Origin of the sequence: Baekduia alba (assembly GCF_028416635.1) — a bacterium.
Lineage (GTDB): Bacteria > Actinomycetota > Thermoleophilia > Solirubrobacterales > Solirubrobacteraceae > Baekduia > Baekduia alba.
On sequence record NZ_CP114013.1, the window covers coordinates 2,833,562 to 2,858,357 of the forward strand.

A 24,796-nucleotide genomic window follows, 5' to 3' on the forward strand; every position below is an offset into this window, starting at 1 on the left:
GGCTCAGGCCTCCGGGGTCGCGGTCGCGGTCTGCGGCGCGTGGTCGGCCGCCCACCGGATCGCCTTGACGATGTTCGTGTAGCCCGTGCAGCGGCAGATCTGGCCGGAGATCGCCTCGCGGATCTCGGCGTCGGTCGGGTTCGGGTTCTCGTCCAGCAGCGCCCGCGCGGTGAGCAGCATCCCCGGCGTGCAGAAGCCGCACTGGAGGCCGTGTTGGGCGATGAAGCCCTGCTGGACGGGATCGAGGACACCATCCTGCTCCATGCCCTCGACCGTCCGGAGCTCGTGGCCCGCCGCGGTCGCGGCGAGCATCGTGCAGGACTTGACCGGCCGGCCGTCGACCAGGACGACGCACGCGCCGCAGTTCGACGTGTCGCAGCCCCAGTGCGTGCCGGTGAGGTCCAGGTCGTCCCGGATGAAGTGCACCAACAAGGTGCGGGGCTCCACCTCGGCAGACCGCTCCTCGCCGTTGATCGTCAGCGTGACCTGCATCGCCTCAGCTCTCCTCTCGCAGTGCCCGCGCGGTCGCCGAGCGCAGCGCGCGCAGCGTCAGCTCGTTGGCCAGATGGCGCTTGTACTCGGCCGACCCGCGCTGGTCGGTCTGCGGTGCGCAGTCCTCGGCGGCCAGCCGTGCGGCCTGCGCGAACGTCTCCTCCGACGGCGGCGCGCCGGTCAGCGCGTCGGACGCGCGCTGCGCGGTGACGTCGCCGCCGACGGCGGTCAGCGCCACGGCGCCGGACGCGATCGTCCCGCCGTCCAGCCGCACCGCGGCGGCGACCGCCGCGATCGCCCAGTCGCCGACGCGGCGCTTGACCTTCTCGTAGGCGCTGCCGATCCCGGGCTGGACCGGCACGCGGATCTCGACCAGCATCTCGGCGTCGCGGATCGTCGTCTCGTACGGGCCGGAGTGCAGCTCGCGCATCGAGATCGTGCGCTGGCCGTCCAATCCCTGGATGACCAGCCGCGCGCCGACGACCGCGCACGCGGCGGAGATGTCCTCCGCCGGGTCGGCTTGGCACAGCGCGCCGCCGATCGTCCCGCGGTTGCGGACGACGGGGTCGGCGATCAGCTTCTCGGCGTCGATGAAGACGCCGAAGCGCGCCGCGATCAGCGCGGACTCCAGGATCTCGCGATGGCGCGTCAGGGCCCCGATCCGGACCTCGCCGTCGGCCTCGCGGACGTAGCCGAGCTCGTCGCTCAGCGCGTCGAGGTCGATCAACAGCTCGGGCGCGGCCAGCCGGAGCTTCATCATCGGCAGCAGCGAGTGGCCGCCGGCCAGGAGCCGGGCGTCCGGGCCGCCGGAACGCAGCAGCTCGAGCGCGTGCTCCACGCTGGTTGCGCGCTCGTACTCGAACGCCGCGGGAATCTGCATCGACCCTGTGCTCCTCTCACCGTTCACGACGAGACGGCTTGCGACCTCGAACCTGGCAGGCGTAGGCTCGGCTGGGCAAGCGGCGATGAACCAAACGCTTCATGACCCTTCGACAGCTCGCCATCTTCGCGACGGTCGCCCGCCTGGGCTCGGTGAAGGCGGCCGCGCGGGAGCTCGGCGTCAGCGAGCCGGCAGTGTCGGCCGCGGTGCGGATCCTGCGCGAGGAGCTGGGCGACGACCTCTACCAGCGCGAGGGCCACGGGCTGGTGCTGACCGCCCAGGGCACGCGGCTGGCGTCGCTGGCCACCGAGATCGGGCAGCTCGCGCGGCGCGCCCGCGGCGGGCTGGCGGCCGACGGCGACGGGCCGGTGCAGCGCCTGCTGCACATCGCCGTCACCGGCGCGGTCGAGGAGCACGTGATCGGTCCGCTGCTGGCCGCGTTCGCCGAGCGCACGCCGGAGGTCCACGCGACCGTCGACGTCGCGCCGCCCGCGCGCTTCGCCGAGCTGCTCGACCGCCGGCGCGCGGACATCACGCTGGGGCCGCGGCCGTCGATCGCCGCGTCGCCGGCCCTCGTCGTCGCGCCGTTCCTGCGCTACCGGATGGTGGTCGTGGCGCCGCCGGCGCACCGGCTCGCGGGCCGCGAGCCGGTCGCGCCGAGCGAGCTGGAGGACGCACGCTGGCTCGTCGGCTCCGAAGGGGTGGAGCGCGGGTCGCCCGCGTCGCGGTACTTCGCCCGTGCGCGGATCGCGCCGGCCGACGTGCGCGTGTTCCCCAGCGACGCCGCCGCGCTGTCGGCGGTGACGGCGGGGGAGGGCGTGATGCTCGCGCTGTGGCACGCGTCGGCCGCGGCGCTGCGGCGGCGGACGATCGCGCGGCTGGCCGTGCGCGGCACGCCGGTCGTCGACCTCTGGTACGCGACGACGCTGCCCGACGAGCACTGCCTGACCGGGGCGTCGCGGCTGCGGCGCTTCACGACCAGCGCCGACGCCACGCAGGCGATGGCGGCGCCCCGGCGCGGCGTGCCGGCGGCGCTGGTCCGCGCCCCGGTGCACGCCACGCTGTGGCACTCGGTCGCCCGCCCCACCGGCGACTAGATCATCAACTACGCCGCGACGGCGGCGTCCGCCCACTGCTCGTCGATCTCGTGCTCGGCGGCGGCCGCGAGGCTCTCGGCGGCCTGCGGGATCAGGTCGAACATCGCGGGCGTGGTCTCGGCGAGCTGGAGCTCGGCGGCGATGAAGCGCGGCTGCAGGCCGGTGAGGCTGATGCCGTGCGGCAGCCACGGCTCGGCGTGGTCCCAGCCGTGGCGCGGCGTTCCCGGCTGGTAGCCGCCGCCGCGCGAGGCGAGCACGAGGAAGTCGCGGCCGCCGAGCAGGCCTTCACCGGTCTCGGCGCTGAGCGACAGGCCGGGAGCGATCAGGTGGTCGACCCAGGACTTGACCGTGCTGGGCGGGCCGAAGTTGTAGAGGGGGAGACCCAAGATGATGGTGTCGGCCGCCGCGATCTCGCCGACGAGCTCCCGCGTCAAGGCATAGGACTCGGCCTGTGCCGGCGTGTGCGTGTCCGGCGGGACCATGCGCGCCGTGCCGGAGGCGGCGTCGAAGTGCGGGATCGGCTGAGCGCCGAGATCGCGGTAGGCGACCGTGCCGGCGGGATGGGTGGCCAGCCAGCGCTCGCGGGCGCGTGCCGTCAGCCGGCGGCTGATCGAGCGGTCGCCCTGGATGCTCGAGTCGATGTGCAGGAGATGCGGCATGGGAGCGTGTCGTCCTTCGTCATTCGTTTGTGTAAGACCAACGAATGGCACCATACAACACATGCTCGCTCGCGCAATACACTGCGTGCCATCGCCGGCACCGAGTCCACGACCCACCGCTCGTCCGCGCTGCTCGACCATCTCGCGCGGCTCACGCGTCTGCGCTCGGAGTCGGCGCTGGCGCCGCTCGGGCTGCGTCCGCGCCACCTCGTGGCGCTCACGGTCCTGCGCGACCACGGCGGCAGCACGCAGCAGGCGCTGGCCGGGATGCTCCACATCGACCGGACCAACCTGGTGGGGTTGCTCAACGACCTCGAGAAGGCCGGCCTGATCTCCCGCCTGCGCGCCGAGGAGGACCGTCGCCGCCACATCGTCGCGCTGACCGCCGACGGCGCCCAGCGCCTCGGCGAGGCCGAGTGCGCGCTGGCCGCGGCCGAGAACGAGGTCCTCGGGGCACTCGATGTCGACGAGCGCGAGACGCTATACCGCCTCCTGCAGCGGGCGACCGGCGGCCACGTCGGGGACTGCGCGGCGGCCGCCGCGGTTCCGGCGCCGACCGACTGAGCGCGACGATCGGCGTACGGTAGGCGCATGCGCCGCCCAGCCGCAGTGCTCGCTGCCCTCATGGCGCTCGGCGCCGTCGGCGCGCCGGCCGTGCCGGCCGCGCAGCCCAAGCCCGTGGGCACGATCCTGGTCGCGGACCTCGAGGCCAATCGCCTGGTGGCGGTCGACCCGGCGACCGGGGCGCAGTCGGTCGTGGCCGAGGGCGGGCCGTTCGTGGACCCCGAGGGCCTGGTCGTCGATCCGGCCACCTGCGACGCGATCGTCAGCGACGCCGGGGCGGCCAAGATCTTCCGGGTCTCGCTGGCCGACGGCACGATCACGACGATCGCCGGCGGGCCGCCGCTCGTGCATCCGGTCGGCGGCGTGCTCGACGAGCAGGGGCGGCTGCTGTCCTCCGACGAGGAGGCGCTCGGCGGCTCGGGCGGCGTCATCCGCGTCGACCTGAGGAGCGGTGAGCAGACGGTCGTGGCCGGCGGCGGGAGCTTCGTGACGCCGCTGGGCGTCGCGCTCGCGCCGGACGGCCGGACGTTCGTGGCCGACGCCGACGCGTTCGCCGACACGCGCGGCGGCGTCATCGCCGTGGACCGGGCATCCGGCGCGCAGACGGTCGTCTCGCAGGATCCGGGTCCGGGCCAGCACCCGCAGGGCATCCTCTGGCACGACGGCCGCCTGCTGCTGACCGACATGCAGCGCGGCGGGCTGTTCACTGTCGATCCGGCGTCGCCCGGCGTCCAGACGCCGGTCGTGGTCGGCCACGGCCTGCAGACGCCGCGCGAGATCGAGGGCGACGGGCCGGGCCGGGCGCTGATCGCCGACGCCGGCGCAAAATCGGTGTTCCGCGTCGACCTCGGGACCGGCGCGGTCCAGACCGTGACCAGCGGCGGGCTGCTGATGACGCCGTTCGGCATCGCGACCGTGCCGACCTGTCCGGACAGGCCGGCGCCGGCGCCTGCTCCGCCGGCGGCCGGCGTCGTGCCGCCGCCCGCCCGGTCACCGGTTATGGACACCACGGCGCCGCGCGTCACGATCGTCTCCGCGCCCGGCAAGGCCCGCCGCGCGTCGCTCGTCCGCGGCATCGCGCTGCGGCTGTCGGTGTCCGAGCCGGCGAAGGTCCGCGTCGAGCTGCGCCGTCCGTCGCACGGCAGGCGTCCGGGCAGCCGCCTCGGTCCGTCGGTGACGCTCCGCCGGACCAGGCTCGGCGCGTTCACGGTCCGGGTCACGGCCACATCCGCCGCGCTGCGCCGCCTGCTGCGCACCGGCAGCCGCCTGACGGTCCGGATCGTCGTCGCCGACACCGCCGGCAACGTGACCGTGCGCGAACGCCGCCTCTCCGTTTCCAAGTAGACATAACGCCGATTAGCGAGCATTGCATCGGCCGTTTCGGGGGAGTTCCCTGAGGTGTCACGCCTGCGGGCGCGGCGGTGTCTCCATGCCAAACCCCGCAACCAAAGGAGACACCATGGCCCTTCGCGTTCCCAAGACCGAGATCCCCACGACGCTCAGCGACATCTACATCGAGCAGTTCGGCGCCGTGCCGGAGCCGCTCGAGGTGACGTTCCACAACCCGAAGGTCGCCGAGTCCTCCGGCGAGTTCGGTGGCAAGGTCGCCGAGTGGGACGCGTGCGACGAGAGCCTCAAGTCGTTCGCGCACATGGCCGTCGCGGCGCAGGTCGGCTGCAGCTGGTGCCTGGACCTCGGCTACTTCCAGGCGCTGAACAAGGACCTGGACCTGGCCAAGGCGAGCCAGGTGCCGCGCTGGCGGGAGTCCGACGTGTTCGCCCCGCTGGAGCGCGACGTGCTGGAGTACGCCGAGGCGATGACGAACACGCCGCCTACCGTCACCGACGAGCTGTCGGCGCGCCTGCTCGACCACCTCGGCCCGGCCGGGCTGGTCGAGCTGACCGTGTTCATCGGGTTCTCGAACTTCGCGACCCGCGGCAACGCGGCGTTCGGCATCGAGTCGCAGGGCTTCTCGGACGCGTGCGAGATCCCGCTGGCCGGGCGCCCGGAGGTCGCGGCCTAGCGCCGACGTCATGACCGCCGACCCGTTCGTCACCCATCGCGCCCTGCTGTTCACGGTCGCCTACGAGATGCTCGGGTCGGCGGCCGACGCCGAGGACGTGCTGCAGGAGTCCTGGCTGCGCTGGGCCGACGTCGACCAGTCCCAGGTCAGCGAGCCGCGGGCGTACCTCATCCGGGTCGTCACGCGGCAGGCCCTCAACCGCCTGCGCGCGGTGTCGCGACGGCGCGAGGACTACGTCGGCGAGTGGCTGCCCGAGCCGCTGCTGACCAGCCCCGACGTCGCCGAGGACGTCGAGCTCGCCGAGAGCGTGTCGATCGCGATGCTGACCGTGCTGGAGACCCTCGGGCCGACCGAGCGGGCGGTGTTCGTGCTCCGCGAGGTCTTCGAGATGCCCTACGGCGAGATCGCCGAGGCCATCGGGAAGTCGACGGTCGCGGTGCGGCAGATCGCGCGGCGGGCACGCGAGCACGTGGCGGCCCGGCGGCCGCGGGTGCAGGTGGACCGGTCCGAGCAGCAGGCCGTCGTGGAGCGTTTCCTGCTGGCGCTGCGCACCGGACGGCTGCAGGAGCTGATGGAGGTCATGGCGCCGGACGTGGTCCTGATCGCCGACGGCGGCGGGCTCGCGCCCTCCGTGCGCCATCCGATCCACGGCGTCGAGCGGGTCGCGCAGCTGCTCGCGCGCGCGGACCGGGCGGCCGCCCCGCTGGAGACGACGACCGTGTGGCTCAACGGCGCGCCGGCGGGCCGGATCGCGGTCGGCGACGAGCTGACGCTGGTCAGCCTCGTCGTGGAGGACGGACGGATCACCCGCGTCTACGTGATGCGCAACCCGCGGAAGCTGACGCGGCTGGAGGCGCCCGCCGAGCTCGCCCGGTGAGCGTCGGGGTCAGCGGCGCAGCAGCCCGCGGCGGCCGGCGCCCCGGGCGACCTGCTGCTCGAGCGCGGCGATCCGCTCGCGCAGCTCCGCGGTCGTCGCCATCTCCGCGACGTAGGCCTCGGCGTAGGCGTCGTGCTGGCGGTTGAGCTCGAGGTGCTCGCGGTGCGCGAGCGCGACGGCGTGCAGCGCCGCGGTCAGCTCCCGCGGCTCGCCGGGTTCCGGCGCCTGCAGGTCCGCCGCGCTGGGCGCCGGCGTCGACGGGCGCTCGAGCAGGACGAGATCCTGGCCGGCGAGTCCCCCGGCCTCGAAGGCCACCACGTCGAACGCGCGGCCCCAGTGGGCGCGGATCCACCATTCGCTGTGCAGCACCATCGGGCCGCCGGCCCGCCACGGGCGGCCGGGGCCGCGCACCGTCATCCCGATGCGGTCCGGGTCCCAGTCCTCCCCGGCTAGCTGCTGGCTGGCGCCGCCGCCGGCGACGCTGATCAGCAGCCGTCCGCCCGGGCGAACGACGCGGCGCAGCTCCAGCAGCCATTGCGCCCACCGGTCGGTCAGGTGGGAGAAGACCGACATCGACCAGGCGACGTCGAACGTCGCGTCGTCGAACGGCAGCGGCGGCGCCTCGCCCGTGAGGACCGCCTCGACGCCGTCCAGGTGATCGCGCACCCATGCGACGCACGGCTCGTCGATGTCGCAGCCGACCAGCTGGCCGGGCGCGACCGTCGCGGCGAACTGCCGCAGGACGCGGCCGCTCCCGCAGCCGAAGTCCAACGCGCGGGCGCCGTCGCTCGGCCACACGCCGCCCAGCTCGCGGACGATCGCCTCCCGCAGCTCGGCGCCCTGTCTCCGGTACGCGGCGACGACGCCGTCGCTGGCCTCCAGGCCCACGATGTAGCCGGCCAGCTCCGCCGGCGGCACCGGGCCCACTTCGTCCTGAACGTCGCTCACGCCGTGGAGTATCGCGTGAGCCGAGCGCTACTCGTCGGCCCACCAGTCGCGCTGGCCGGTGACGTCGTCGCGCTGCGCCGCGCCGAGGTTCGGCGCGCCGATGACGAGGATCTCGAGGCCCTCCGGCCCGGCCTCGTAGCCTCGCCACGCACCGGGCGGGAGGCGCACCGCGTCCCATGCCTGGAGCGCGACGATCTCGTCGTCGACCTTCATCCGCCCGCTCCCGCGCAGGACCACGTACACCTCCTCCTGCGTCCTGTGCGTGTGGCCGTACGGAAAGCGATAGCCGGGTGGGACGCGCTGGTAGCTCAGGCCGGAGTGCTCGAGCTCGAGCGCCTGGGTCGCCATGCGGAACTCCAGGCCCGGCGCGCCGTCGAACCTGGACCCGACGTCCTCCAGATCCGCCTTGATGTTCCTCAGCGTGAACGGCACGGCGCGATCCTACGCCACCGCGCAGGACGTGCCCTGGCCTAGTCTGAACAGACTCCATGTTCTCGCGACAGTTGTCTGTCGTTTGAGATCTATGCCTTGACCTCAGACGGGCCCGCCGAAGGCGGGCCCGTCCGGGTTGCGACTCAGGCTCCGAAGTCGCCAAACCAAGGAGTCGAGGAGTCGCATGACCAAGGATGACGTGCTGTTCGGCTATCGCCTGCAGCTGTTCTCGCTGGCCGCTGAGCGCGGAGTCTCAGAGGCCTGCCGTCTGATGGGTGTTCATCGTTCGACCTACTACCGCTGGAAGCAGCAGGTCCAGAAGTCCGGCCTCGAGATGCTGCGGCCCCGAGAACGACGCTCGCCGCAGATGCCCAACCAGCTCTCGCCGATGGTCGAACAACGGATCGTCGCCTTCGCGCTGGGCCATCCCGGGCTCGGCCCGCGGCGGATCGCTACGCGCCTGGCCCGACCGCAGTGGGGCGGGCTGATCGTCTCGCCCAACGGCGTCTACAAGACCCTGGTTCGCCACGGCCTGAACACGCGGGCTAAGCGCCTGGCGTTGGTCGCCGGCTACCGCGCTCCGTTTGAGCCGCCGCGCGAGCCCGAGCCCGAGCCCCACATCGACAGCAACCGTCCCGGCGAGCTGGTCGGCATCGACTGCTTCTTTGTCGGGCGCCTGCATGGCAGCGCCGGCCCGGTCTGGCAGATCACCGCCTGCGACACCTACAGCTCCTTTGCCTGGGCCGACCTGGTCGTCTGCCCACCGAGCGGGCCGACCGTCGAACACACCTCAAAACTCGCCCACCGCATCGCCAAAGAGCTCTCGGCCGCCGGCTGGCAACTGGAGCGGGTCCTGACCGACAACGGCAACGAATTCGGCCGGCGCGCCTTCGCCGCGGCCCTGCCCGACGGCGTCGCTCACACCCAGACCCGCTCCGGACGCCCACAGACCAACGGCCACGTCGAACGCCTACACCGCACCGTCCTGGAAGAGTGCTGGCGACCGGCCTTCGCCCGCTTCTTACAGGTCCGCTTCACCGGCCTACGCCGCCACCTCAACACCTACATCAACGAATACAACTACGAGCGAGATCACCACGGACGACACACGGCCGGGCGCTGCCCGGCCGAGCTCGTCTACGGTGCCAAAAAGATGGAGCCCCGATGAGCCACACCCGTCGGCACAACTCGGAGTCCGTTCAGCCTAGTCGTCGAGGCTGCCACGGTCAGGTTTGACGGTCGTTCCCGTCATCCCGCAGGCCTCGTCGGACGCCATGAACGCCGCGACGGCCGCCACCTTCGCGAGCGGTTGGACCCGTCGCGGATGCGTCGTGCCGGCGCGGCCCTCCTGGGAAAGCGGCTTCCCGGGCCAGCAACGACGGCGGCGTCTTCCAGCCCAGCCGGGACCGGCGGCGGCCGGCCGCTCAGGCGAAGCGCGCGAGCGCGGCGGTGATCGCGGCGGAGGCAGTGCCGCCCGCGCCGTGCCCACGGTCGGCGAGGATCTGGAGCTCGGCCGCGGGCCAGCGGCCGGCGAGGTCCTCGGCGACGTCGGCCGGTGAGCCGACGTCGCGGTCGCCGTGGATGAGGACGGCCGGGACGTGCGCGATCGCGGCGGCGCCGTCGGCGAGCTCGGTCGGCCCGCGCCACGCGGCGTGGCGCCAGTAGTGCGTCACCAGCCGGGCGAACGCGAGCCGGAACGTCGGGTCGTCGTAGCGCGGGTCGGCGTCGCCGCCGACGTGCGCGTCCTCCCAGGCGCACCAGGCGCGCGCCGCAGGCACGTGGACCGCCGGGTCGGGATCCACCAGCAGGTTGTTATAGGCATCAACAAGAGGTTCGCCCTCCGCCCGGCCCTCCGCCCCCGCCCGGAGGCGCTCCCACGCCTCCGGGAACAGCGGCGCCACGCCTTCGGTGACCCACTCCACCTCGCGCGCCGTCGTCGTGACCACCGAGAACAGCACCATCTCGGTCACGCGATCCGGGTGGCGCTGCGCGTAGGCCAGGCCGAGCGTCGATCCCCAGGAGCCGCCGAGGACGAGCCAGCGCTCGATGCCCAGGTGCCCGCGCAGCCGCTCGACGTCGGCGATGAGGTGGTCGGTCGTGTTGGCCGACAGGTCGACGGCGGGCGCCCCGGCGTGCGGGGTGCTGCGCCCGCAGCCGCGCTGGTCGAAGAGCAGGACGCGGTAGCGCTCCAGGTCGAACAGCTCGGTCCACCAGGCGCCCGCGCCGGACCCGGGCCCGCCGTGCAGGACCACCGCCGGCTTGCCGTCCGCCGCGCCGTGGACCTCCCACCAGATCGCGTGTCCGTCGCCGACGTCGAGGCTCCCGTGCACCCGCGGCATCTTCCTAGGTTCTCGCGATACCCGTACCCCGGCGCGAACGGGCTGCCGTATACCGCGGCGTCGCGCATGGTGCTCCCATGGCCGGATGCGGATCCTCCTCACCACGCGCGGCAGTGCCGGGCACGTCCTGCCGCTCGCCCCGTTCGGGCACGCCGCGCGGCGCGCCGGGCACGACGTGCTCGTCGTGGCCCAGCGCCAGCACGAGGCCAACGTGGCCCGCACCGGCCTCCCGCACGCGCCCGTCGACGATCCCGACCAGGCCGAGTGGCGTGCGCGCGTCGGCGCGTTCATGGCCATGGGCATCGACGACGCGAACTGCGCGATGGTCGGCGAGTTCTTCGGGCGCGTCGACACGACCGCGGCGCTGCCGGGCCTGCGCGCCGTGGTCGAGAGCTGGCGGCCGGACCTGATCGTGCGCGAGAGCTGGGAGTACGCCTCCACCCTGGTCGCCGACCTGTATGACATCCCGGTCGTGCGCGTCGCGCTCGGCCTCGGCGCGCTCGACGCGTGGTCCAACGACCTCGTGGCGCCCGCGCTGGACGTCCTGCGCGACGAGATCGGGCTGCCCGCCGACCCGGAGGCCGCGCGGCTGCACGGCACGCCGTTGTTCACCATGATGCCCGCCGCGCTGGACGGCGGCGACCGGCAGGCCGAGGTCCGGCGCTTCCGCCAGGCCGACCCGGTGCTGACCGTCCGCGACAGCGCGCCGCTGCCGCAGTGGTGGCCCGACAACGCGGACCCGCTCGTCTACTTCAGCCTCGGCTCGGTCGCCGGCCAGCCGCACATGCCCTACTTCCCGGCGCTGTACCGGATGGTCGTCGACGAGTTGTCGTCCTTGCCCATCCGCCTGCTCGTGACGACCGGCGACCTGCCCGACCCGGCCGCGCTCGGCCCGGTGCCCGCCAACGTGCACGTCGCCCGCTGGGTGCCACAGGAGGCCGTGCTCCCCCACGCCGCCGCGGCGATCGTCCACGGCGGCTACGGCTCGACGCTCGGCGCGCTGGCGCACGGCGTCCCGACCGTCGTCATCCCGCTGTTCAGCATCGACCAGTGGGCGAACGCCGACGCGGTGCAGCGCGCCGGCGCCGGCATCGCGCTCGCGGCCGACCGCGACACCCGGCTCGTCGTCGACCTCCCCAACGGCGACGCGATCGCCGGCCTCGCCCCCGCCGTCCTGCGCCTGCTGACGGACCGGACCCCGCGCCGCCGGGCCGTCGAGATCTCCGCCGCGATGGCCGCGCTGCCGCCCGTCGACGAGGCGATCGACGCGTTCGAGGACGTCGTCGGCGTGGCCAGCCGCGGCTGAGCGCCCGCCGTCGCCGCCGCCTCGGGGGCATCCGTGGGACGTCGTACCGTGTGAGGCCCGTCCCCGGCACGATTGCCACTTGGTAACACCATTTCCCCGCTGAGCGCCGAAAACGTGCGTGTGACCCGCGCCGACCTCCACCTCCACCTGCTGCCGGGCGTCGACGACGGCGCGCCCGACCTCGCCACCGCCGTCCGCCACGCCGAGCGGATGGTCGCCGCCGGCGTGACCGAGGCGACCGTCACGCCGCACGTCGGCTCGCCCTACTTCGACGGCGTCGTCGTCGGCGAGATCGCAGACCGCACCGGCGCGCTCCAGGCCGAGCTGGACCGGCGCCGCATCGGGCTGCGCCTGCACGCGGGCGGTGAGATCCACCCCGCCGCCGCCCACGACCTGACCGCGGCGGAGCTCGACCTGATCGCCCACGGCCCGCGCGACGCGCGCTGGGTGCTGGCCGAGGTCCCGTTCGCGGGGGTCGACCAGGAGTTCGTCGCCGGGCTGGACGCCATTCGCGCCCGCGGCTTCGGCATCGTCATCGCGCATCCGGAGCGAGCGCAGGGCTTCCTGGACGGTGGCCTGGCGCTGCTGCGCCCGGCGCTGCGCGCGGGCGCCGTGCTCCAGGTCAACGCCTGCTCGCTGCTCGGCCGCCAGGGCGCCGAGGCCCGCGACGCCGCGCGCCGGCTCGTGCGGTCGCGGCTGGCCTACGTCATCGCCTCCGACGGCCACCCCGGCCACCGCGACCACACGCTGCGCGACGGCGAGGCGCCCGCGGTGGCGGCCGGCGCGTCGCGCGCCCAAGTCCTCCAGCTCACCCAGGCCAACCCGCGCTTCCTGCTGCGCCACGGCCTCCCCCACGTCGACGCGCCGCTGCCCCTGCGCGCGGGTCCGGGCCGCGACGCGCTCGCGCACGTCCGTGCCGCGGCGCGCCGGCTGAGCAGCGCGTCGGTCTAGCCGCCTTGGTCTGACCAGCGCCGCCGGCGCTCAGGACGGCGCGTCCTGCGGCGTGGCGAAGCGGCCGCCGTCGATCAGCTCGATCCGGTAGCCGTCGGGGTCGGCGACGAATGCGATGAGCGGCAGGTCGTCGCGGTCGCCGGGGTGGAACGGCGGCTTCTCGGGCGTCACGCCGAGGTCGGCCTCCAGCGCCGCCAGCGTCGAGGTGATGTCCTCGACGGTCAAGGCGATGTGGTTGTAGCCATCGCCCAGGTCGTATGGCGCTTCGCGCCCGACGTTGACGGTCAGCTCGAGCTGGTCGCCCGCCCCGGGCAGGCCCATGTAGATGTTGTAGGCCGTGGCGAAGTTCAGCCGGCCGCGCGGCTCGAAGCCCAGCGCCGAGTAGAAGCGCACGGACGCCCCGGGGTCGCGGACGCGGATGCAGGTGTGCACGAAGGAGAGGCTCATGACGTCGGATGCTCGCACAGATCTTGGTCTGACAAGCGGGCCCCGCGGTGTACTCTCCATCGCAATGACCCCCGTTTACGAGCAGGTCGCCGACCAGTTGCGCGAGTCGATCCTCAGCGGCCAGCTGCCGGCCGGCAGCGCCCTGCCGCCCGAGCGCGAGCTGTCGGAGCGCTACGGCGTCGGCCGCACGACGGTCCGCGAGGCGCTGCGCGCGCTGCAGGCCACCGGCCTCGCGGTCGCGACCGGGCCGACCTCGCCGCTGCGCGTCGTCGCGCCCGAGGGGCTGACCACCGCCCCGCTGCGCGACACGCTCGTGCACCTGCTGCGGCTGGGCCGCCTCCCGCTCGACGACCTCATCGGCCTGCGCGTCGCGCTGGAGGGCGCCGGCGCGGCGGAGGCGGCGACGCGCACGCCACGCCCCGACCTGACCGCCGCCCGCGACCAGCTCGCGTTCATGCGCGCGGCCGGGACCGACCTCGCGGCGTTCGAGGTCGCCGACGTCCGCTTCCATCTGGAGCTCGTGCGGGCCTCCGGGAACGAGGCGCTGTCGATCGTGATGCTCGCCGTGCGCGACACGGTCTCCGCGGCGTTGTTGGCGCACTTGGAGGCGCTCGACGACCCGGCGCGGACCCTGCGCCAGCTGATCGCCGAGCACGAGGCGATCCTGGCGGCGGTGATCGCCGGCGACGGCGAGGCCGCGCGCCGCCTGTCGGGCGAGCACCTGACGCGCTTCTACACCACGCCGGGGCGATGACCGCCGCCGCCGCGGCCGCGGTCGCCCTGGTGCGCGAGGCCGGCCTCGCGGGCGTCGGCGAGCTGCTCGTCGACCCCGAGCTCCTCGCCTCCTACCGCCACGACCAGGCGGCGCCCGGGCTCCTGGCGTCCGGGACCCCCGCCGCCGTCGCGCGCCCGACCACGACCGCCGAGGTCCAGGCCGCGGTGATCGCCGCCGCCCGGGCCGGCGTCCCGGTGGTCGCGCGCGGCGCGGGCTCCGGGCTCAGCGGCGGGGCCAACGCGATCGACGGCTGCCTCGTGCTCTCGCTGGAGCGCATGACGCAGATCGTGGACCTCGACCCGGGCGCGCTCACCGCGACCGTGCAGGCCGGTGTGGTCAACCACGCGCTGCGCGACGCGGCCGCCGGCGAGCGCCTCCTCTACGCGCCGGACCCGGCGAGCTACGAGTTCTCGACGATCGGCGGCAACGTCGCGACCAACGCCGGCGGCCTGTGCTGCGTCAAGTACGGCGTGACGCGCGACGCGCTGCTCGGGCTGGAGGTCGTCCGCGCCGACGGCGAGGTCATGCGGGTCGGCCACGCCACGCGCAAGGGCGTCACGGGCTACGACCTCACCAGCCTGCTCTGCGGCAGCGAGGGCACGCTGGCGATCGTCACCGAGGCGACCGTCCGCCTCCTCCCCCAGCCGCCCGCCGCGCACACGTTGGCCGCGAGCTTCAGCCGCCTCGACGCCGCCGGCCACGCCATCGCCGCGATCTGCCGTCGGCACCGGCCGTCGATGCTCGAGCTGATGGACCGGACGACGATCGGCGCGGTCGAGGCACTGCAGCCGATGGAGCTCGACCTCGAGGCCGAGGCCATGGTCTTCGCGCGCAGCGACGCGGGACGCGTCGAGGGCGCCGAGGAGATCGCGGCGCTCGCGCGCCTGTGCGAGCAGGCGGGCGCCGACCTCGTGCTGACGAGCGACGAGGAGGCCGAGGGCCGCATGCTGATGGCCGCGCGCCGGCTCGCGTTCATCGCGCTGGAGCGCCAGGGCAGCACGCTGCTCGACGACGTCGCGGTCCCGCTCCCCGCGGTCCCGGCGCTGCTGCGCGGCATCGAGCGCATCGCAGAGCGCACCGGCGTCCTGATCGGCACGTTCGGGCATGCGGGCGACGGCAACATGCACCCGACGATCGTGTACGACCACACCGACGCCGACGCGCTGGTCCGGGCGCGCGCGGCGTTCGACGCGATCCTCGCGCTGGCGATCGACCTCGGCGGGACCGTCACCGGTGAGCACGGCGTCGGGCTGCTCAAGCGCGAGGCGGCCGCGCGCGAGCTGGCCGGCTCGCTCGACCTCCAGCGCGCGATCAAGGCGGCGTTCGACCCGCACGGGCTGCTCAATCCTGACAAGGTCCCGTGGGCGGCGTGACCGTCACGACGACGGTCACATGACTCAAGCACGGCGCGACGGGTCGCGCGTACGGTCGCACCATGAGCACTCCCACCACACCCGACACCATCGTCCTCGTCCACGGCTTCTGGGTCACCCCGCGCAGCTGGGAGCACTGGAAGGCGCGCTACAAGGCCGCCGGCTACACGGTCCTGACGCCCGGCTACCCGGGCTTCGACGTCGAGGTCGAGGCGCTGCGGGCCAACCCGCAGCCGATCGAGGACGCCACCGTCCCGGCGATCGTCGAGCACCTCGAAGCGGTCATCGGCGCGCTGGACAAGCCGCCGATCATCATGGGCCGCAGCGCCGGCGGCGCCTTCACGCAGCTGGTGCTGGACCCTGCTGCCCGGCCATCAGGACACGTGGGTGGACTACAAGAACGACGACCGCGCGCCGCTGCTGTTCCTGTCGGGCGACCGCGACCACATCATGCCGCCGAGCGTGCAGAAGTCCAATGCCAAGCACTACAAGTCGGAGAAGACGTTGACGGAGACCGAGCTGTTCGAAGGCCCGCACCTGATGGTCGCGGCCGACGGTTGGGAGAAGATCGCCGACCGCGCCCTGGAGTGGGCGCTCGCGCACGCCCAGACGACGACCCCGGCGGCGGCGGCGTGAGCGAGGCCCTGCCCCTGACGCTGACCCACATCGGCGGGCCGACGCTGCTCGTCGAGGTGGGCGGCTGGCGGATCCTGACCGATCCGACCTTCGACGCCCCCGGCAAGAAGTACAAGTTCGGCTGGGGGACGTCGTCGGTCAAGCTCGCCGGGCCCTCCGTGGCGCCCGGCGAGGTCGGCCCGCTCGACGCGATCCTGGTCAGCCACGACCACCACGAGGACAATCTCGACGCCGCGGGGCGCGCGCTGCTGCCGACGGCGGGAGCGGTCGTGACGACGGTCCCGGGCCGGGGCCGGCTCGCCGGCGAGCTCGGCGCCGACCGCGTGCGCGGGCTGTCTGACTGGCAGTCGACCACGCTCGAGGCGCCGGGCAAGCCGACGATCACCGTGACCGCAACCCCCTGCCGTCACGGCCCGCCCGGCAGCCATCCGATCGTCGGCGACGTCATCGGGTTCGCGCTGTCGTGGGAGGGCCAGACCGGCGGCGTGCTGTGGATCAGCGGCGACACCGTGCTCTACGACGGCGTGCGCGAGGTGGCGGACCGGCTGGACGTCGACGTCGCCGTGGTCCACCTGGGCGGCGTGCAGTTCCCGGTGTCCGGCCCGTTGCGCTACACGATGACCGGCCGCGACGCCGTCGCGCTGGTCGGCGCGATCGCCCCGCGCGTGGCGGTCCCGATCCACTACGAGGGCTGGAAGCACTTCCGCGACGACCGCGCCCACGTCGAGTCCGCGCTGTCGGCGGCGCCCGACGACGTCGCGGCGCGGTTCCGGTGGCTGGCGATCGGGGAGCCGACGGCGGTGGCGTGACCCGCGCGCGGCGATGATGTGCGGATGAGCTACGAGACGATCCTGTACGCCGTCGACGGCGCCGTCGCGACGATCACGCTCAACCGGCCGGAGCGGCTCAACACGATCGTGCCGCCGATGCCCGACGAGGTCGAGGCGGCGGTCGGGGTCGCCACGCGCGACGAGGACGTCAAGGTCATCGTGTTGCGCGGCGCGGGCCGGGCGTTCTGCGCGGGCTACGACTTCGGCGGCGGCTTCGAGCACTGGGGCGACGCGATGCTCACCGACGGCCGCTGGGATCCCGGCAAGGACTTCGCGATGGCCACCGCGCCGGAGCTCTCCCCCACGCAGAAGTTCATGTCGATCTGGCGGACGCCGAAGCCGGTGATCGCGCAGGTCCACGGCTACTGCGTCGGTGGCGGCAGCGACTTCGCGCTGTGCGCCGACCTCGTCGTCGCCTCCGACGACGCGGTGATCGGGACGCCGTACTCGCGCATGTGGGGCTCCTACCTCTCGGGCATGTGGATCTACCGCCTCGGCCTGGCCCGGACCAAGTACCACGCCTTGACCGGGCGGCCGCTCACCGGCGCGCAGGCCGCCGCGGTCGAGCTCATCAACGAGGCCGTGCCGTTCGCCGAGCTGGAGGCGCGCGTCGCCGCGCTGGCCGGCGAGCTGGCGAGCATCCCGTCCTCCCAGCTGGCGGCGATGAAGCTCGTCGTCAACCACGCCTACGAGAACATGGGCCTGGCCTCGACCCAGACGCTCGGCCCGATCCTCGACGGCCTCATGCGCAACACGCCTGACGCGCTGGCGTTCATCGACACGGCCGCCCGCGAGGGCGTCGGCGCGGTCGTCGCCCAGCGCGACGGCGCGTTCGGGGACTACAGCCAGGCGCCGGAAGTTCTCCAGCCCGATCCGAACAACGTGATCGTTCCCTGACCGCTGCGCTCAGGTGAGCGGCCGAGAGGCCGATCACCGGGGTGTGCAGCGCGTCGGCCACAAGGGAGCGGGGCAGCTCGCACCGGGCAACACGGTGGCGAGCTTCGACGCCGCCCTGGCGACCGGCGTGGACGTCATCGAGTTCGACGTCCTGCGCGTGCGCGGCCGCCTCATCCTGGCGCACTCGTCCTTCGACGCCCGCCGCCGGCCCTGCATGACCCTCGTCGAGGCGCTGGCCGTCCTGAGCGACGCGCGCTTCGCCGGGCTCCTCTTCAACGTCGACCTCAAGCGGCCCGGCTACGAGGTCGACACGATGGCCGCCCTGCGCGCCGCGGGCCTGATCGATCGCGTCCTGGTCTCCTCGCAGTTCGCGCGCTCGCTGGACCGCGTGCGCCGCGTCGAGCCGACCGCGCGCGTGGGGATCTCGGTCGGCGGCTGGCTGTCGCGCCGCCGCCACCGCTGGAACCGCCGCGTCACGCAGCGCCTGTTCGACGCGATCGAGACCGGCCGCTTCGACTGCCTGATGGCGCACCACCGCCTCGTCGACTCCGAGCTCGTGGCCCGGATGGCCGCCGCCGGCGGCGAGGTCTACGCCTGGACCGTGGACTCCGAGTCGATCATCGAGCGCCTGACGCTCACCGGCGTCGCCGGGATCACGACGAACGATCCGCGCCTGTTCCTCGCGCGCGTGTGACCCCCGACGGCGCGCCGCCGGCGTCGCCGTAGGGCTCGTCGCGGGCCCGGACCGCCTCGCGGAAGCCGTCGTGCGCCGCCTGCTGCTGGAACGCGTAGCCCTCGGCGGTGTGCCGGGCGATGCCGTCGAAGACGGTCCCGATCAGCTGCGTCGCGGGCAGGCCCTGGGCGACCGTCTGCTGGTTGACCAGCAGCTTCATCATCTGCAGCTGGTTGAGCGGCGTCCGCGCGATGCGCCGGACGAGGTCCTCGGCGCGCGCGTCGAGCTGGTCGGCCGACGGCGCCTCGATCGCCAGCCCCCACTCCAGCGCCTCGGCGCCGCTGAGGCAGTCGCCGGTGAACAGCAGGCGCTTGGCGCGCTGCGGGCCGAGGCGGCCGGCCCAGAGCGAGGTCGTCGGCGAGCCCCAGACCCGCGCCGGCGGGTAGCCGATCTTGGCGTCGTCGGCGATGACGAGCAGGTCGCTGCACAGCGCCAGGTCGGTGCCGCCGGCGACGCAGAACCCGTGGACCTTGCAGACCACCGGCTTGGTGCACTCGAAGAGCGACATGAAGGCCTTGACGTTGCGCGACATCATCGCGTAGTCGACCATCGGGTCCCAGGTGCCGGTCGGGTCGTGGTTGGCGGCCATGACGGCGGGGTCCAGCGGCGAGCCGGACGCCGCGAGCTCACCGCCCCCTCCGAGTCCCTCCGCGCTGTCGACCAGGTCGTAGCCGCCGCAGAAGCCCTTGCCGTTGCCGCTCAGCAGGATCACATGCACGGCCGGGTCCAGGTCGGCCTGCTCGACGCGCGCCGCCAGCTCGTCGATCAGCGCGCGCGTCAGGCCGTTGCCGCGCTCCGGCCGGTTCAGCGTGATCCGAGCGACGCGTCCGTCCACCGCGTAGGTCATCGTCTCCATCCAGCACTTCTACCGGTCCGAGCGGGAACTCCGCCTGCCGCCGTCCGCCCCGTGGCCTAGGCTCGGTCGCCGCATGATGCCCGTCGCCCCCTTGACCGACTCCGGACCATTGCTCGCGCATCACCCCATCGGCGCGTCCACCGGCTTCCTGGTCGAGGAGCGCGGCAACTGGCCGGCGCTGACCGCCGGCGCCGCGGCGCTGTCGCCCTTCACGGCCGAGCTGGCCGCGCTGTCCGAAGACGAGCTGCCAGGCCTGCTGGCCTACCTCCAGGACGGCCCGTCGCTGCCGTTCCACTACCTCTCGGTCCACGGCCCGTCGAAGCACCTCAAGATGGCCGAGAGCAAGTTGGTGGACTCGCTCAACCGCCTGCCGGCGGTCGTCGACGCGATCGTCGTGCATCCCGACGTCATCGACGACGCGGCCGAGCTGCGCCGCCTGGGCTCGCGGCTGGTGCTCGAGAACATGGACTCGCGCAAGGCCGGCGGCCGGACCGCGGACGAGCTGGCGCCCTACTTCGCCGAGCTGCCGGACGCGGGCCTGTGCCTCGACGTCGCCCACGCGCGCGACGTCGACCCGTCGATGGCCGGCGCCCACGAGCTGCTCGACCGCTTCGCGGTGCGCCTGCGCCACCTCCACGTCAGCTCGCTCGATGCCGACGGCCACCACGTCCCGCTGCGGGACAGCGACCTGGAGGCCTTCGGGCCCGTCCTGCGACGCTGCCGCGACGTCCCGTGGATCCTCGAAGCCCCGCTGCCGGCGGCCTGAGCGCGCTGGAGCGCCTCGGCGCCCACGGCGCCGACGGCTTCCCGAACCTCCTCGCCGCCCGCGCGCGCACCGAGGCTCAGATCGCGCGGCTGCGCGGGCAGTTCGCCGAGGGCGCGCTCAGCGGCGGGGCGACCGCGCGGCTGGACGACACGCGCGCCGACGTCTCGGTCGTGCTGTTCGGCTCGTGGGGCCGGCGCGAGCTGACCGAGCACTCCGACGACGACTGGCTGCTGCTCGTCGAGCGCGAGGGCGAGGCGGAGGCTGAGCTGGCCGCGGTCCGCGAGGTGCTCGGCGGCGGCAAGCGCGAGCCCGGCCTGCAGGCGACGTTCGGCGTCGCCAGCTCGGCCGAGGACCTCGTCCAGCACATCGGCCTCGAGGAGGACCACAACCGCAACCTGACGCGGCGCATGCTGCTCATGCTGGAGTCGGTCCCGGTCGCCGGCGACGACATCCACCGTCGCTGCTGGCTGGCGGTGCTGGACCGCTACCTCGCCGAGAGCCGCACCGACCGCCGGCCACCGCGCTTCTTCCTCAACGACGTCATCCGCTATTGGCGGACGATCGCGGTGGACTTCGCGGGCAAGCACCGCGACGACGACACCAAGTGGGGCCTGCGCAACGCCAAGCTGCGCACGTCGCGCAAGATGCTCTTCGCCGGCGGCCTGGTCCCCATCCTGCGCTGCAGCGCGCTGCCGCGCGACGACGTCCGGGCGTTCCTGTGCGCGCAGCTGGCGCTGCCGGCGACCGACCGCGTCGCCGACGCGTTCCTCGCCGCCGAGCAGGTCGACGCCGGCGTGCGCTGCCTCGGCGCCTACGACCGCTGGGTCGGGATGGCCGCCGATGCCGCGCTCCGCGAGGAGCTGGCGGCGCTGGACCGCTCCACCGCCATGGACTCGGCGACGTTCCGCGAGGTGCGGCGGCTGGCCACCGAGCTGCAGAACGGGCTCAACGCGCTGCTGTTCGAGACGACGCTCGCGCCGGTCGTGCGCGAGTACGCGATCTTCTAGGACGCCCATGCGCCGCGCCCACATCTTCGACATGGACGGCACGCTGCTGCACGGCACGAGCGCGCCGCTGCTGCTCGCCGGCGCGCTCGGCCAGGTCGACGCGCTGCACGACCTCGAGCGCCGCTTCGCGGAGGGCAGCGCCACCGCGGTCGACTTCGCCCGCGCGCTGCACGCGATGTGGGGCGTCGTGCCTCCCGAGGTCGCCGCCGAGGCGTTCGCGGCCGCGCCGCTGCTGGCCAACGTCCGCGCGGTGCTGGCCGACATCCGCGCCCGCGACGAGAGCGCCTGCCTGATCACGATGTCGCCCCAGTACTTCGCCGAGCAGTTCCTGGACTTCGGCTTCGACGCCGTCTTCGGCTCGCGCTTCCCGCTGACCGCCGACGACCCGCTCGACGAGTCCGCGATCCTCCACCCGCGCGACAAGCCGGTCCTGGCCGAGCGCTTCTGCGCCGATCACGGCCTCGCCCTCGAGCACGCGATCGCCTACGGCGACTCGATGTCCGACGTCTTCCTCTTCGACGCCGTCGGCATCCGCGTCGCGATCAACGGCGACCACCACCTCGCCGAGCGGTGCGACCTCGCGGTCGACGGCACCGACCTGCTGCCCGCCTACGAGGCCGCCCGCCGACTAGGCGATCCTGCGGGCCGCCCGCGTGCGTCTGACGGTTGCTGACGCGCTTCACGTGCTGGCGCTCGCTGCCGCTGCGCCGGCGACGTCAGCCACGACCGTGCGGGCCGCACAACCGACCTAGGTACGATCGGGCGCCCATGCCCGATCGTCTCTACTTCACCGAGTCCGACGAGGCCAACGCCCTGATCGCGAGCGATCCGATGGCGCTCCTCGTCGGGTTCGCGCTCGACCAGCAGGTCACCGTCCAGAAGGCGTTCATGGGCCCGCTGGTGATCCAGGAGCGGCTCGGCTCGCTCGACGCCGCCACGCTGGCCGACGCCGACCTCGACGCGGTGTTCCGCACCAAGCCTGCCGTCCACCGCTATCCGGGCGCGATGGCCAAGCGCGTGCACGACCTCGCCGCGCACATCCGCGACAACTACGACGGCGACGCCGCGCGCGTCTGGACCGACGCGACCGACGGTGCCTCGCTGCGCGCCAACCTCGAGGGCCTGCCCGGCTTCGGCGAGATGAAGATCAAGTCCATGGGGTCGGTCTTGTTCCATCACTACGGGCTGGAGATCGCGCACGACCTCGTGCCGTGGCATCCGACGCTCGGCGGCGTCGCGTCGCCCGAGGGGCTGGCCGACTACCAGGCCAAGAAGAAGCTCCACAAGGCCGAGTGGACCCGGCCCGCCCCCACCGCATGAAGGTCGCCACCCACCCTGGGAACTTCCACGCCGACGACGTCTTCGCGCTCGCCGCGCTGCGCCTGGCGCACGGCGAGCCGGTGGAGGTCGTGCGCACGCGCGACGCGGCGGTCCAGGACGCGGCCGACGCCCGCGTGGACGTCGGCGGCCGCAGCGATCCCGCGACCGGCGACTTCGACCACCACCAGAAGGGCGGCGCGGGCGAGCGCGCCAACGGCATCCGGTACGCGAGCTTCGGGCTCGTGTGGCGCCACGTCGGCGAGCGCGTCGCCGGCAGCGCCGAGGCCGCGCAGGCGATCGACGAGCGCCTCGTGCAGGGCGTCGATGCCAACGACACCGGGCAGACCATCACGGAGTCCTTGGTCGACGACGTGCGGCCGCTGGCGGTCAGCGGCGTGATCGCCGCGCTCAACCCGTCCTGGGACGAGCAGCTGTCCCCGGAGCAGGAGGACGCTCGCTTCGCGGAGGCCGTGGCGCTCGCGCAGGGCATCCTGGGCCGCGAGGTCGCCGGCGCCGCCGCGTTCCACCGCGCCCGCCAGCTCGTCGCCGACGCGATCGCCCGCGCCGACGATCCGCGCCTGATCGAGCTCGACCGCAACATGCCGTGGCGCGACGCGGTCGTCAACCATGCGCCCGACGCGCTCTACGTCATGTACCCCAAGTCGGACGGCTGGGGCCTGCAGGCCGTGCCGGTCGCCGCCGGGTCCTTCGACAACCGCCTCGACCTGCCCGGCGAATGGGCCGGGCTGACCGGCGCCGAGCTGGCCGCCACGACCGGCGTGGACGACGCGATCTTCGCCCACGCCGCCGGCTTCTACGCGTCGGCCGGCTCGCGCGAGGGCGTTACCGCGCTCGCGCGGTTGGCGATGGCGCGGCGGACGTAGCGGGCGCGCCGGCACCGACCTTCGTGAACCGCCCGGCGCGGTGGTCGGGCTCGGCCGTGCCGCCCCTGCGACCTGACGCCCATATGTCAGGTCGTTACGTCACGCCGTGCGCATCGCGGACAGCGCTGCCCGCTCGCGCTCCGGGTCCAGCCCGTGCGGCGGGATGTCGTCACGCTGCGGCGGCGCCCCGGCCAGCGCGCGGAGCCACGCCCACGTGTCGCGGACGGTGTCCCGCACCGGCCGCGTGCGCAGGCCGGCGGCGTGCGCGCGCTCGACGTCGGCCGCGTGCATCGCGGCGTACTCGTGGTCGGGCGGTAGCCAGATCGGCAGCTCGCTCCAGGGCTCGATGCCCTGCTGGGCGATGACGGCGGGCGTGACCCACGTGAGGCGCGCGGCGCCGCCGGTCGCCGCGACGCCCGCCTCCAGCAGCGACCGCATCGTCGCGTGGCCGCGGCGGCTGACCGTGTTGTAGGCCCCGCCCAGGCCGGCGTCCGCCGCGTCGAGCGCGAACGTCGCGAGGTCGCGCGCGTCGATCAGCTGCAGCGGCTGGTCGGCGGGGCCGGGCGCGAGCACCTCGCCGCCGCGCGCCAGGCGCAGCAGCCACCACGGCAGGCGCCCGACGTCCTCGTGCGGGCCGAGGATCAGGCCGGGCCGGAGCAGGAGGGCGCGATCGCCGAAGGCCTCGGTGATCGCCAGCTCGCTGCCGCGCTTGCGCTGGGCGTAGTCGTCCACGTGGCCGTCGTCAGCCGCGGCGGCGACCGTCGGGTCGGCCTCCGCGACGCCCATCGGCGGGGGCGGCGCGTAGACCGAGCAACTCGAGATGTAGGCGTAGCGTCCGACGCGGTCGCGCAGGACGGCGGCGGCGTCGCGCGCGGCCCGCGCGGCGCCCGACCAGGTGTCGGCGACGACGTCGAACTCCCGGCCGTCGAGCACGCCCAGCGACGCGGCGTCCTCGCGGTCGCCGATCAGCCGCTCGACGTCCGGGTGCGCCCAGGCGCCGCGGCCGCGGTTGAACGTCGTCACGTCCCATCCGCGGGCGACGCCGTCCTCGACGAGGGCGCGGCCGACGAACGAGCTTCCACCGAGGACGAGCAGGCGCATGGCCCGGCACGTTAGCGCAACCGGACGGTTGCGCATGCGCTCCACCGCCCTACCGCAGCTCCGCCGCGCTCACCAGCGTCGCGTAGTTGCTGGCCAGCGCGGCCATGAACGCCCCGTGCACCGTCTGGCCCGGGATCGCGGCGCCGCCGAACTCCAGGTCCGGCGCCGCGCAGGCGTCGTGGATCACCGTCGCGGTGAACCCGAGGTCGACCGCGGCCCGCACGGTCGCGTCCACGCACATCGACGACATCATGCCGGCGACGACGAGCTCGTCGACGCCGCGGCCGCGCAGCTCGGCCTCCAGCGCCGTGCCGACGAAGCCGTTGGGCTCGGCCTTCTGGAGCACGGTCTCGCTCTCCAGCGGCGTGACCGACGCGTGGATCGCGACGCCGTCGGTCCCGGGCTTCATGAACGCCGCGTCGGGTGCGTCCCACACGTGCTGGAGGTGGACGACGGGCTCGCTCGCGGCGCGGAACGTGCTCAGTGCGCGCCCCGCGTTGGCCGCCGCGGCCTCGGGCTCGACCAGCGGGAACGCGCCGCCGGGGAAGTAGTCGTTCTGGATGTCGATGATGAGCAGCGCGCGGGCCATGGGCGGGATCTTCT

The 24,796-nt window shown here is 73.9% G+C and carries 28 protein-coding genes and 1 pseudogene; 19 read left to right on the forward strand and 10 right to left on the reverse strand.

Going from position 1 to position 24,796, the window contains the following annotated elements; translation table 11 throughout:
* Window positions 1–3: 3 nt before the first annotated feature.
* Together DSM104299_RS14190 and DSM104299_RS14195 are read right to left on the reverse strand one after the other, a co-directional pair.
* Complete coding sequence (locus DSM104299_RS14190) at window positions 4–492, reverse strand: (2Fe-2S)-binding protein (protein ID WP_272477967.1); 489 nt, start codon at window positions 490–492, stop codon at window positions 4–6.
* Between the two features lie 4 nt (window positions 493–496).
* Entirely contained in the window at window positions 497–1,372 is an 876-nt protein-coding gene (locus tag DSM104299_RS14195; RefSeq protein WP_272477968.1) for an FAD binding domain-containing protein, read from the reverse strand.
* Window positions 1,373–1,473: 101 nt separating this feature from the next.
* Between DSM104299_RS14195 and DSM104299_RS14200 the strand changes: the two genes are divergently transcribed.
* Window positions 1,474–2,469 (forward strand): LysR family transcriptional regulator, encoded by a 996-nt coding sequence (locus DSM104299_RS14200; RefSeq protein WP_272477969.1) that lies wholly within the window; start codon window positions 1,474–1,476, stop codon window positions 2,467–2,469.
* Window positions 2,470–2,477: 8 nt separating this feature from the next.
* Here the strand turns inward: DSM104299_RS14200 and DSM104299_RS14205 are convergent, their stop codons facing one another.
* On the reverse strand, window positions 2,478–3,128 hold the full coding sequence (locus tag DSM104299_RS14205) for an FMN-dependent NADH-azoreductase (protein ID WP_272477970.1): 651 nt from the start codon (window positions 3,126–3,128) through the stop codon (window positions 2,478–2,480).
* Window positions 3,129–3,209: 81 nt separating this feature from the next.
* On the opposite strand from DSM104299_RS14205, the gene DSM104299_RS14210 reads away from it, so the two are divergent.
* The 4 genes from DSM104299_RS14210 to DSM104299_RS14225 all read left to right on the forward strand — a co-directional run bounded on the left by DSM104299_RS14210 (window position 3,210) and on the right by DSM104299_RS14225 (window position 6,592).
* Window positions 3,210–3,692, forward strand: coding sequence for a MarR family winged helix-turn-helix transcriptional regulator (locus tag DSM104299_RS14210; RefSeq protein WP_432419782.1), 483 nt, complete (start codon window positions 3,210–3,212; stop codon window positions 3,690–3,692).
* 27 nt (window positions 3,693–3,719) lie between these two features.
* The gene (locus DSM104299_RS14215; RefSeq protein WP_272477972.1) at window positions 3,720–5,036 is read left to right on the forward strand and encodes a Vgb family protein; all 1,317 of its coding nucleotides are present in this window, start codon (window positions 3,720–3,722) and stop codon (window positions 5,034–5,036) included.
* 115 nt (window positions 5,037–5,151) lie between these two features.
* On the forward strand, window positions 5,152–5,715 hold the full coding sequence (locus DSM104299_RS14220) for a carboxymuconolactone decarboxylase family protein (protein ID WP_272477973.1): 564 nt from the start codon (window positions 5,152–5,154) through the stop codon (window positions 5,713–5,715).
* 10 nt (window positions 5,716–5,725) lie between these two features.
* Window positions 5,726–6,592, forward strand: coding sequence for an RNA polymerase sigma-70 factor (locus DSM104299_RS14225; RefSeq protein WP_272477974.1), 867 nt, complete (start codon window positions 5,726–5,728; stop codon window positions 6,590–6,592).
* Between the two features lie 9 nt (window positions 6,593–6,601).
* Here the strand turns inward: DSM104299_RS14225 and DSM104299_RS14230 are convergent, their stop codons facing one another.
* Window positions 6,602–7,540: a class I SAM-dependent methyltransferase gene (locus tag DSM104299_RS14230; RefSeq protein ID WP_272477975.1), complete on the reverse strand. Its 939-nt coding sequence runs from the start codon at window positions 7,538–7,540 to the stop codon at window positions 6,602–6,604.
* A gap of 27 nt (window positions 7,541–7,567) precedes the next feature.
* A complete protein-coding gene (locus DSM104299_RS14235; RefSeq protein ID WP_272477976.1) occupies window positions 7,568–7,972 on the reverse strand; it encodes a cupin domain-containing protein in 405 nt (134 codons plus the stop codon).
* 184 nt (window positions 7,973–8,156) lie between these two features.
* Between DSM104299_RS14235 and DSM104299_RS14240 the strand changes: the two genes are divergently transcribed.
* The gene (locus DSM104299_RS14240; RefSeq protein ID WP_272472513.1) at window positions 8,157–9,140 is read left to right on the forward strand and encodes a helix-turn-helix domain-containing protein; all 984 of its coding nucleotides are present in this window, start codon (window positions 8,157–8,159) and stop codon (window positions 9,138–9,140) included.
* Between the two features lie 256 nt (window positions 9,141–9,396).
* Here the strand turns inward: DSM104299_RS14240 and pip are convergent, their stop codons facing one another.
* Window positions 9,397–10,311: a prolyl aminopeptidase gene (gene pip, locus DSM104299_RS14245; RefSeq protein ID WP_272477977.1), complete on the reverse strand. Its 915-nt coding sequence runs from the start codon at window positions 10,309–10,311 to the stop codon at window positions 9,397–9,399.
* An 85-nt stretch (window positions 10,312–10,396) separates the two neighbouring features.
* On the opposite strand from pip, the gene DSM104299_RS14250 reads away from it, so the two are divergent.
* Both DSM104299_RS14250 and DSM104299_RS14255 read left to right on the forward strand, forming a co-directional pair.
* The gene (locus tag DSM104299_RS14250; RefSeq protein ID WP_272477978.1) at window positions 10,397–11,617 is read left to right on the forward strand and encodes a glycosyltransferase; all 1,221 of its coding nucleotides are present in this window, start codon (window positions 10,397–10,399) and stop codon (window positions 11,615–11,617) included.
* A 114-nt stretch (window positions 11,618–11,731) separates the two neighbouring features.
* Window positions 11,732–12,568: a CpsB/CapC family capsule biosynthesis tyrosine phosphatase gene (locus tag DSM104299_RS14255; protein ID WP_272477979.1), complete on the forward strand. Its 837-nt coding sequence runs from the start codon at window positions 11,732–11,734 to the stop codon at window positions 12,566–12,568.
* A 30-nt stretch (window positions 12,569–12,598) separates the two neighbouring features.
* Here the strand turns inward: DSM104299_RS14255 and DSM104299_RS14260 are convergent, their stop codons facing one another.
* Window positions 12,599–13,015, reverse strand: coding sequence for a VOC family protein (locus DSM104299_RS14260; protein WP_272477980.1), 417 nt, complete (start codon window positions 13,013–13,015; stop codon window positions 12,599–12,601).
* 64 nt (window positions 13,016–13,079) lie between these two features.
* Here DSM104299_RS14260 and DSM104299_RS14265 point away from each other — a divergent pair, with 64 nt between their 5' ends.
* From DSM104299_RS14265 to DSM104299_RS14290, 6 genes and pseudogenes are all read left to right on the forward strand, one after another.
* Entirely contained in the window at window positions 13,080–13,769 is a 690-nt protein-coding gene (locus DSM104299_RS14265; RefSeq protein WP_272477981.1) for a FadR/GntR family transcriptional regulator, read from the forward strand.
* Window positions 13,766–15,163: an FAD-binding oxidoreductase gene (locus DSM104299_RS14270; protein ID WP_272477982.1), complete on the forward strand. Its 1,398-nt coding sequence runs from the start codon at window positions 13,766–13,768 to the stop codon at window positions 15,161–15,163. Before DSM104299_RS14265 ends, DSM104299_RS14270 begins: the two co-directional genes overlap by 4 nt.
* Window positions 15,164–15,225: 62 nt before the next feature.
* Window positions 15,226–15,799: pseudogene (locus tag DSM104299_RS29405) on the forward strand (alpha/beta hydrolase).
* Window positions 15,796–16,608 carry an MBL fold metallo-hydrolase gene (locus DSM104299_RS14280; RefSeq protein ID WP_272477984.1) on the forward strand — a complete coding sequence of 271 codons (813 nt, stop codon included), beginning with the start codon at window positions 15,796–15,798 and terminating at the stop codon, window positions 16,606–16,608. Before DSM104299_RS29405 ends, DSM104299_RS14280 begins: the two are co-directional and overlap by 4 nt.
* A 24-nt stretch (window positions 16,609–16,632) precedes the next feature.
* Window positions 16,633–17,526: a crotonase/enoyl-CoA hydratase family protein gene (locus DSM104299_RS14285; RefSeq protein WP_272477985.1), complete on the forward strand. Its 894-nt coding sequence runs from the start codon at window positions 16,633–16,635 to the stop codon at window positions 17,524–17,526.
* Between the two features lie 13 nt (window positions 17,527–17,539).
* Entirely contained in the window at window positions 17,540–18,220 is a 681-nt protein-coding gene (locus DSM104299_RS14290; RefSeq protein WP_272477986.1) for a glycerophosphodiester phosphodiesterase, read from the forward strand.
* Here the strand turns inward: DSM104299_RS14290 and DSM104299_RS14295 are convergent.
* Window positions 18,180–19,115: a crotonase/enoyl-CoA hydratase family protein gene (locus DSM104299_RS14295; protein WP_272477987.1), complete on the reverse strand. Its 936-nt coding sequence runs from the start codon at window positions 19,113–19,115 to the stop codon at window positions 18,180–18,182. The genes DSM104299_RS14290 and DSM104299_RS14295 overlap by 41 nt on opposite strands.
* 73 nt (window positions 19,116–19,188) lie before the next feature.
* Here DSM104299_RS14295 and DSM104299_RS14300 point away from each other — a divergent pair, with 73 nt between their 5' ends.
* The 5 genes from DSM104299_RS14300 to DSM104299_RS14320 all read left to right on the forward strand — a co-directional run bounded on the left by DSM104299_RS14300 (window position 19,189) and on the right by DSM104299_RS14320 (window position 23,092).
* The gene (locus tag DSM104299_RS14300; protein WP_272477988.1) at window positions 19,189–19,881 is read left to right on the forward strand and encodes a TIM barrel protein; all 693 of its coding nucleotides are present in this window, start codon (window positions 19,189–19,191) and stop codon (window positions 19,879–19,881) included.
* Complete coding sequence (locus tag DSM104299_RS14305; protein WP_272477989.1) at window positions 19,848–20,888, forward strand: hypothetical protein; 1,041 nt, start codon at window positions 19,848–19,850, stop codon at window positions 20,886–20,888. The genes DSM104299_RS14300 and DSM104299_RS14305 overlap by 34 nt, the downstream gene beginning before the upstream one ends.
* Before the next feature lie 7 nt (window positions 20,889–20,895).
* Complete coding sequence (locus DSM104299_RS14310) at window positions 20,896–21,561, forward strand: HAD family hydrolase (RefSeq protein WP_272477990.1); 666 nt, start codon at window positions 20,896–20,898, stop codon at window positions 21,559–21,561.
* Between the two features lie 95 nt (window positions 21,562–21,656).
* The gene (locus tag DSM104299_RS14315; protein WP_272477991.1) at window positions 21,657–22,208 is read left to right on the forward strand and encodes an HhH-GPD-type base excision DNA repair protein; all 552 of its coding nucleotides are present in this window, start codon (window positions 21,657–21,659) and stop codon (window positions 22,206–22,208) included.
* Entirely contained in the window at window positions 22,205–23,092 is an 888-nt protein-coding gene (locus DSM104299_RS14320) for an MYG1 family protein (RefSeq protein WP_272477992.1), read from the forward strand. Before DSM104299_RS14315 ends, DSM104299_RS14320 begins: the two co-directional genes overlap by 4 nt.
* A 99-nt stretch (window positions 23,093–23,191) precedes the next feature.
* Here the strand turns inward: DSM104299_RS14320 and DSM104299_RS14325 are convergent, their stop codons facing one another.
* Window positions 23,192–24,193 (reverse strand): NAD-dependent epimerase/dehydratase family protein, encoded by a 1,002-nt coding sequence (locus tag DSM104299_RS14325; RefSeq protein ID WP_272477993.1) that lies wholly within the window; start codon window positions 24,191–24,193, stop codon window positions 23,192–23,194.
* A 49-nt stretch (window positions 24,194–24,242) separates the two neighbouring features.
* Window positions 24,243–24,782 (reverse strand): cysteine hydrolase family protein, encoded by a 540-nt coding sequence (locus tag DSM104299_RS14330; protein WP_272477994.1) that lies wholly within the window; start codon window positions 24,780–24,782, stop codon window positions 24,243–24,245.
* Window positions 24,783–24,796 lie beyond the last annotated feature (14 nt).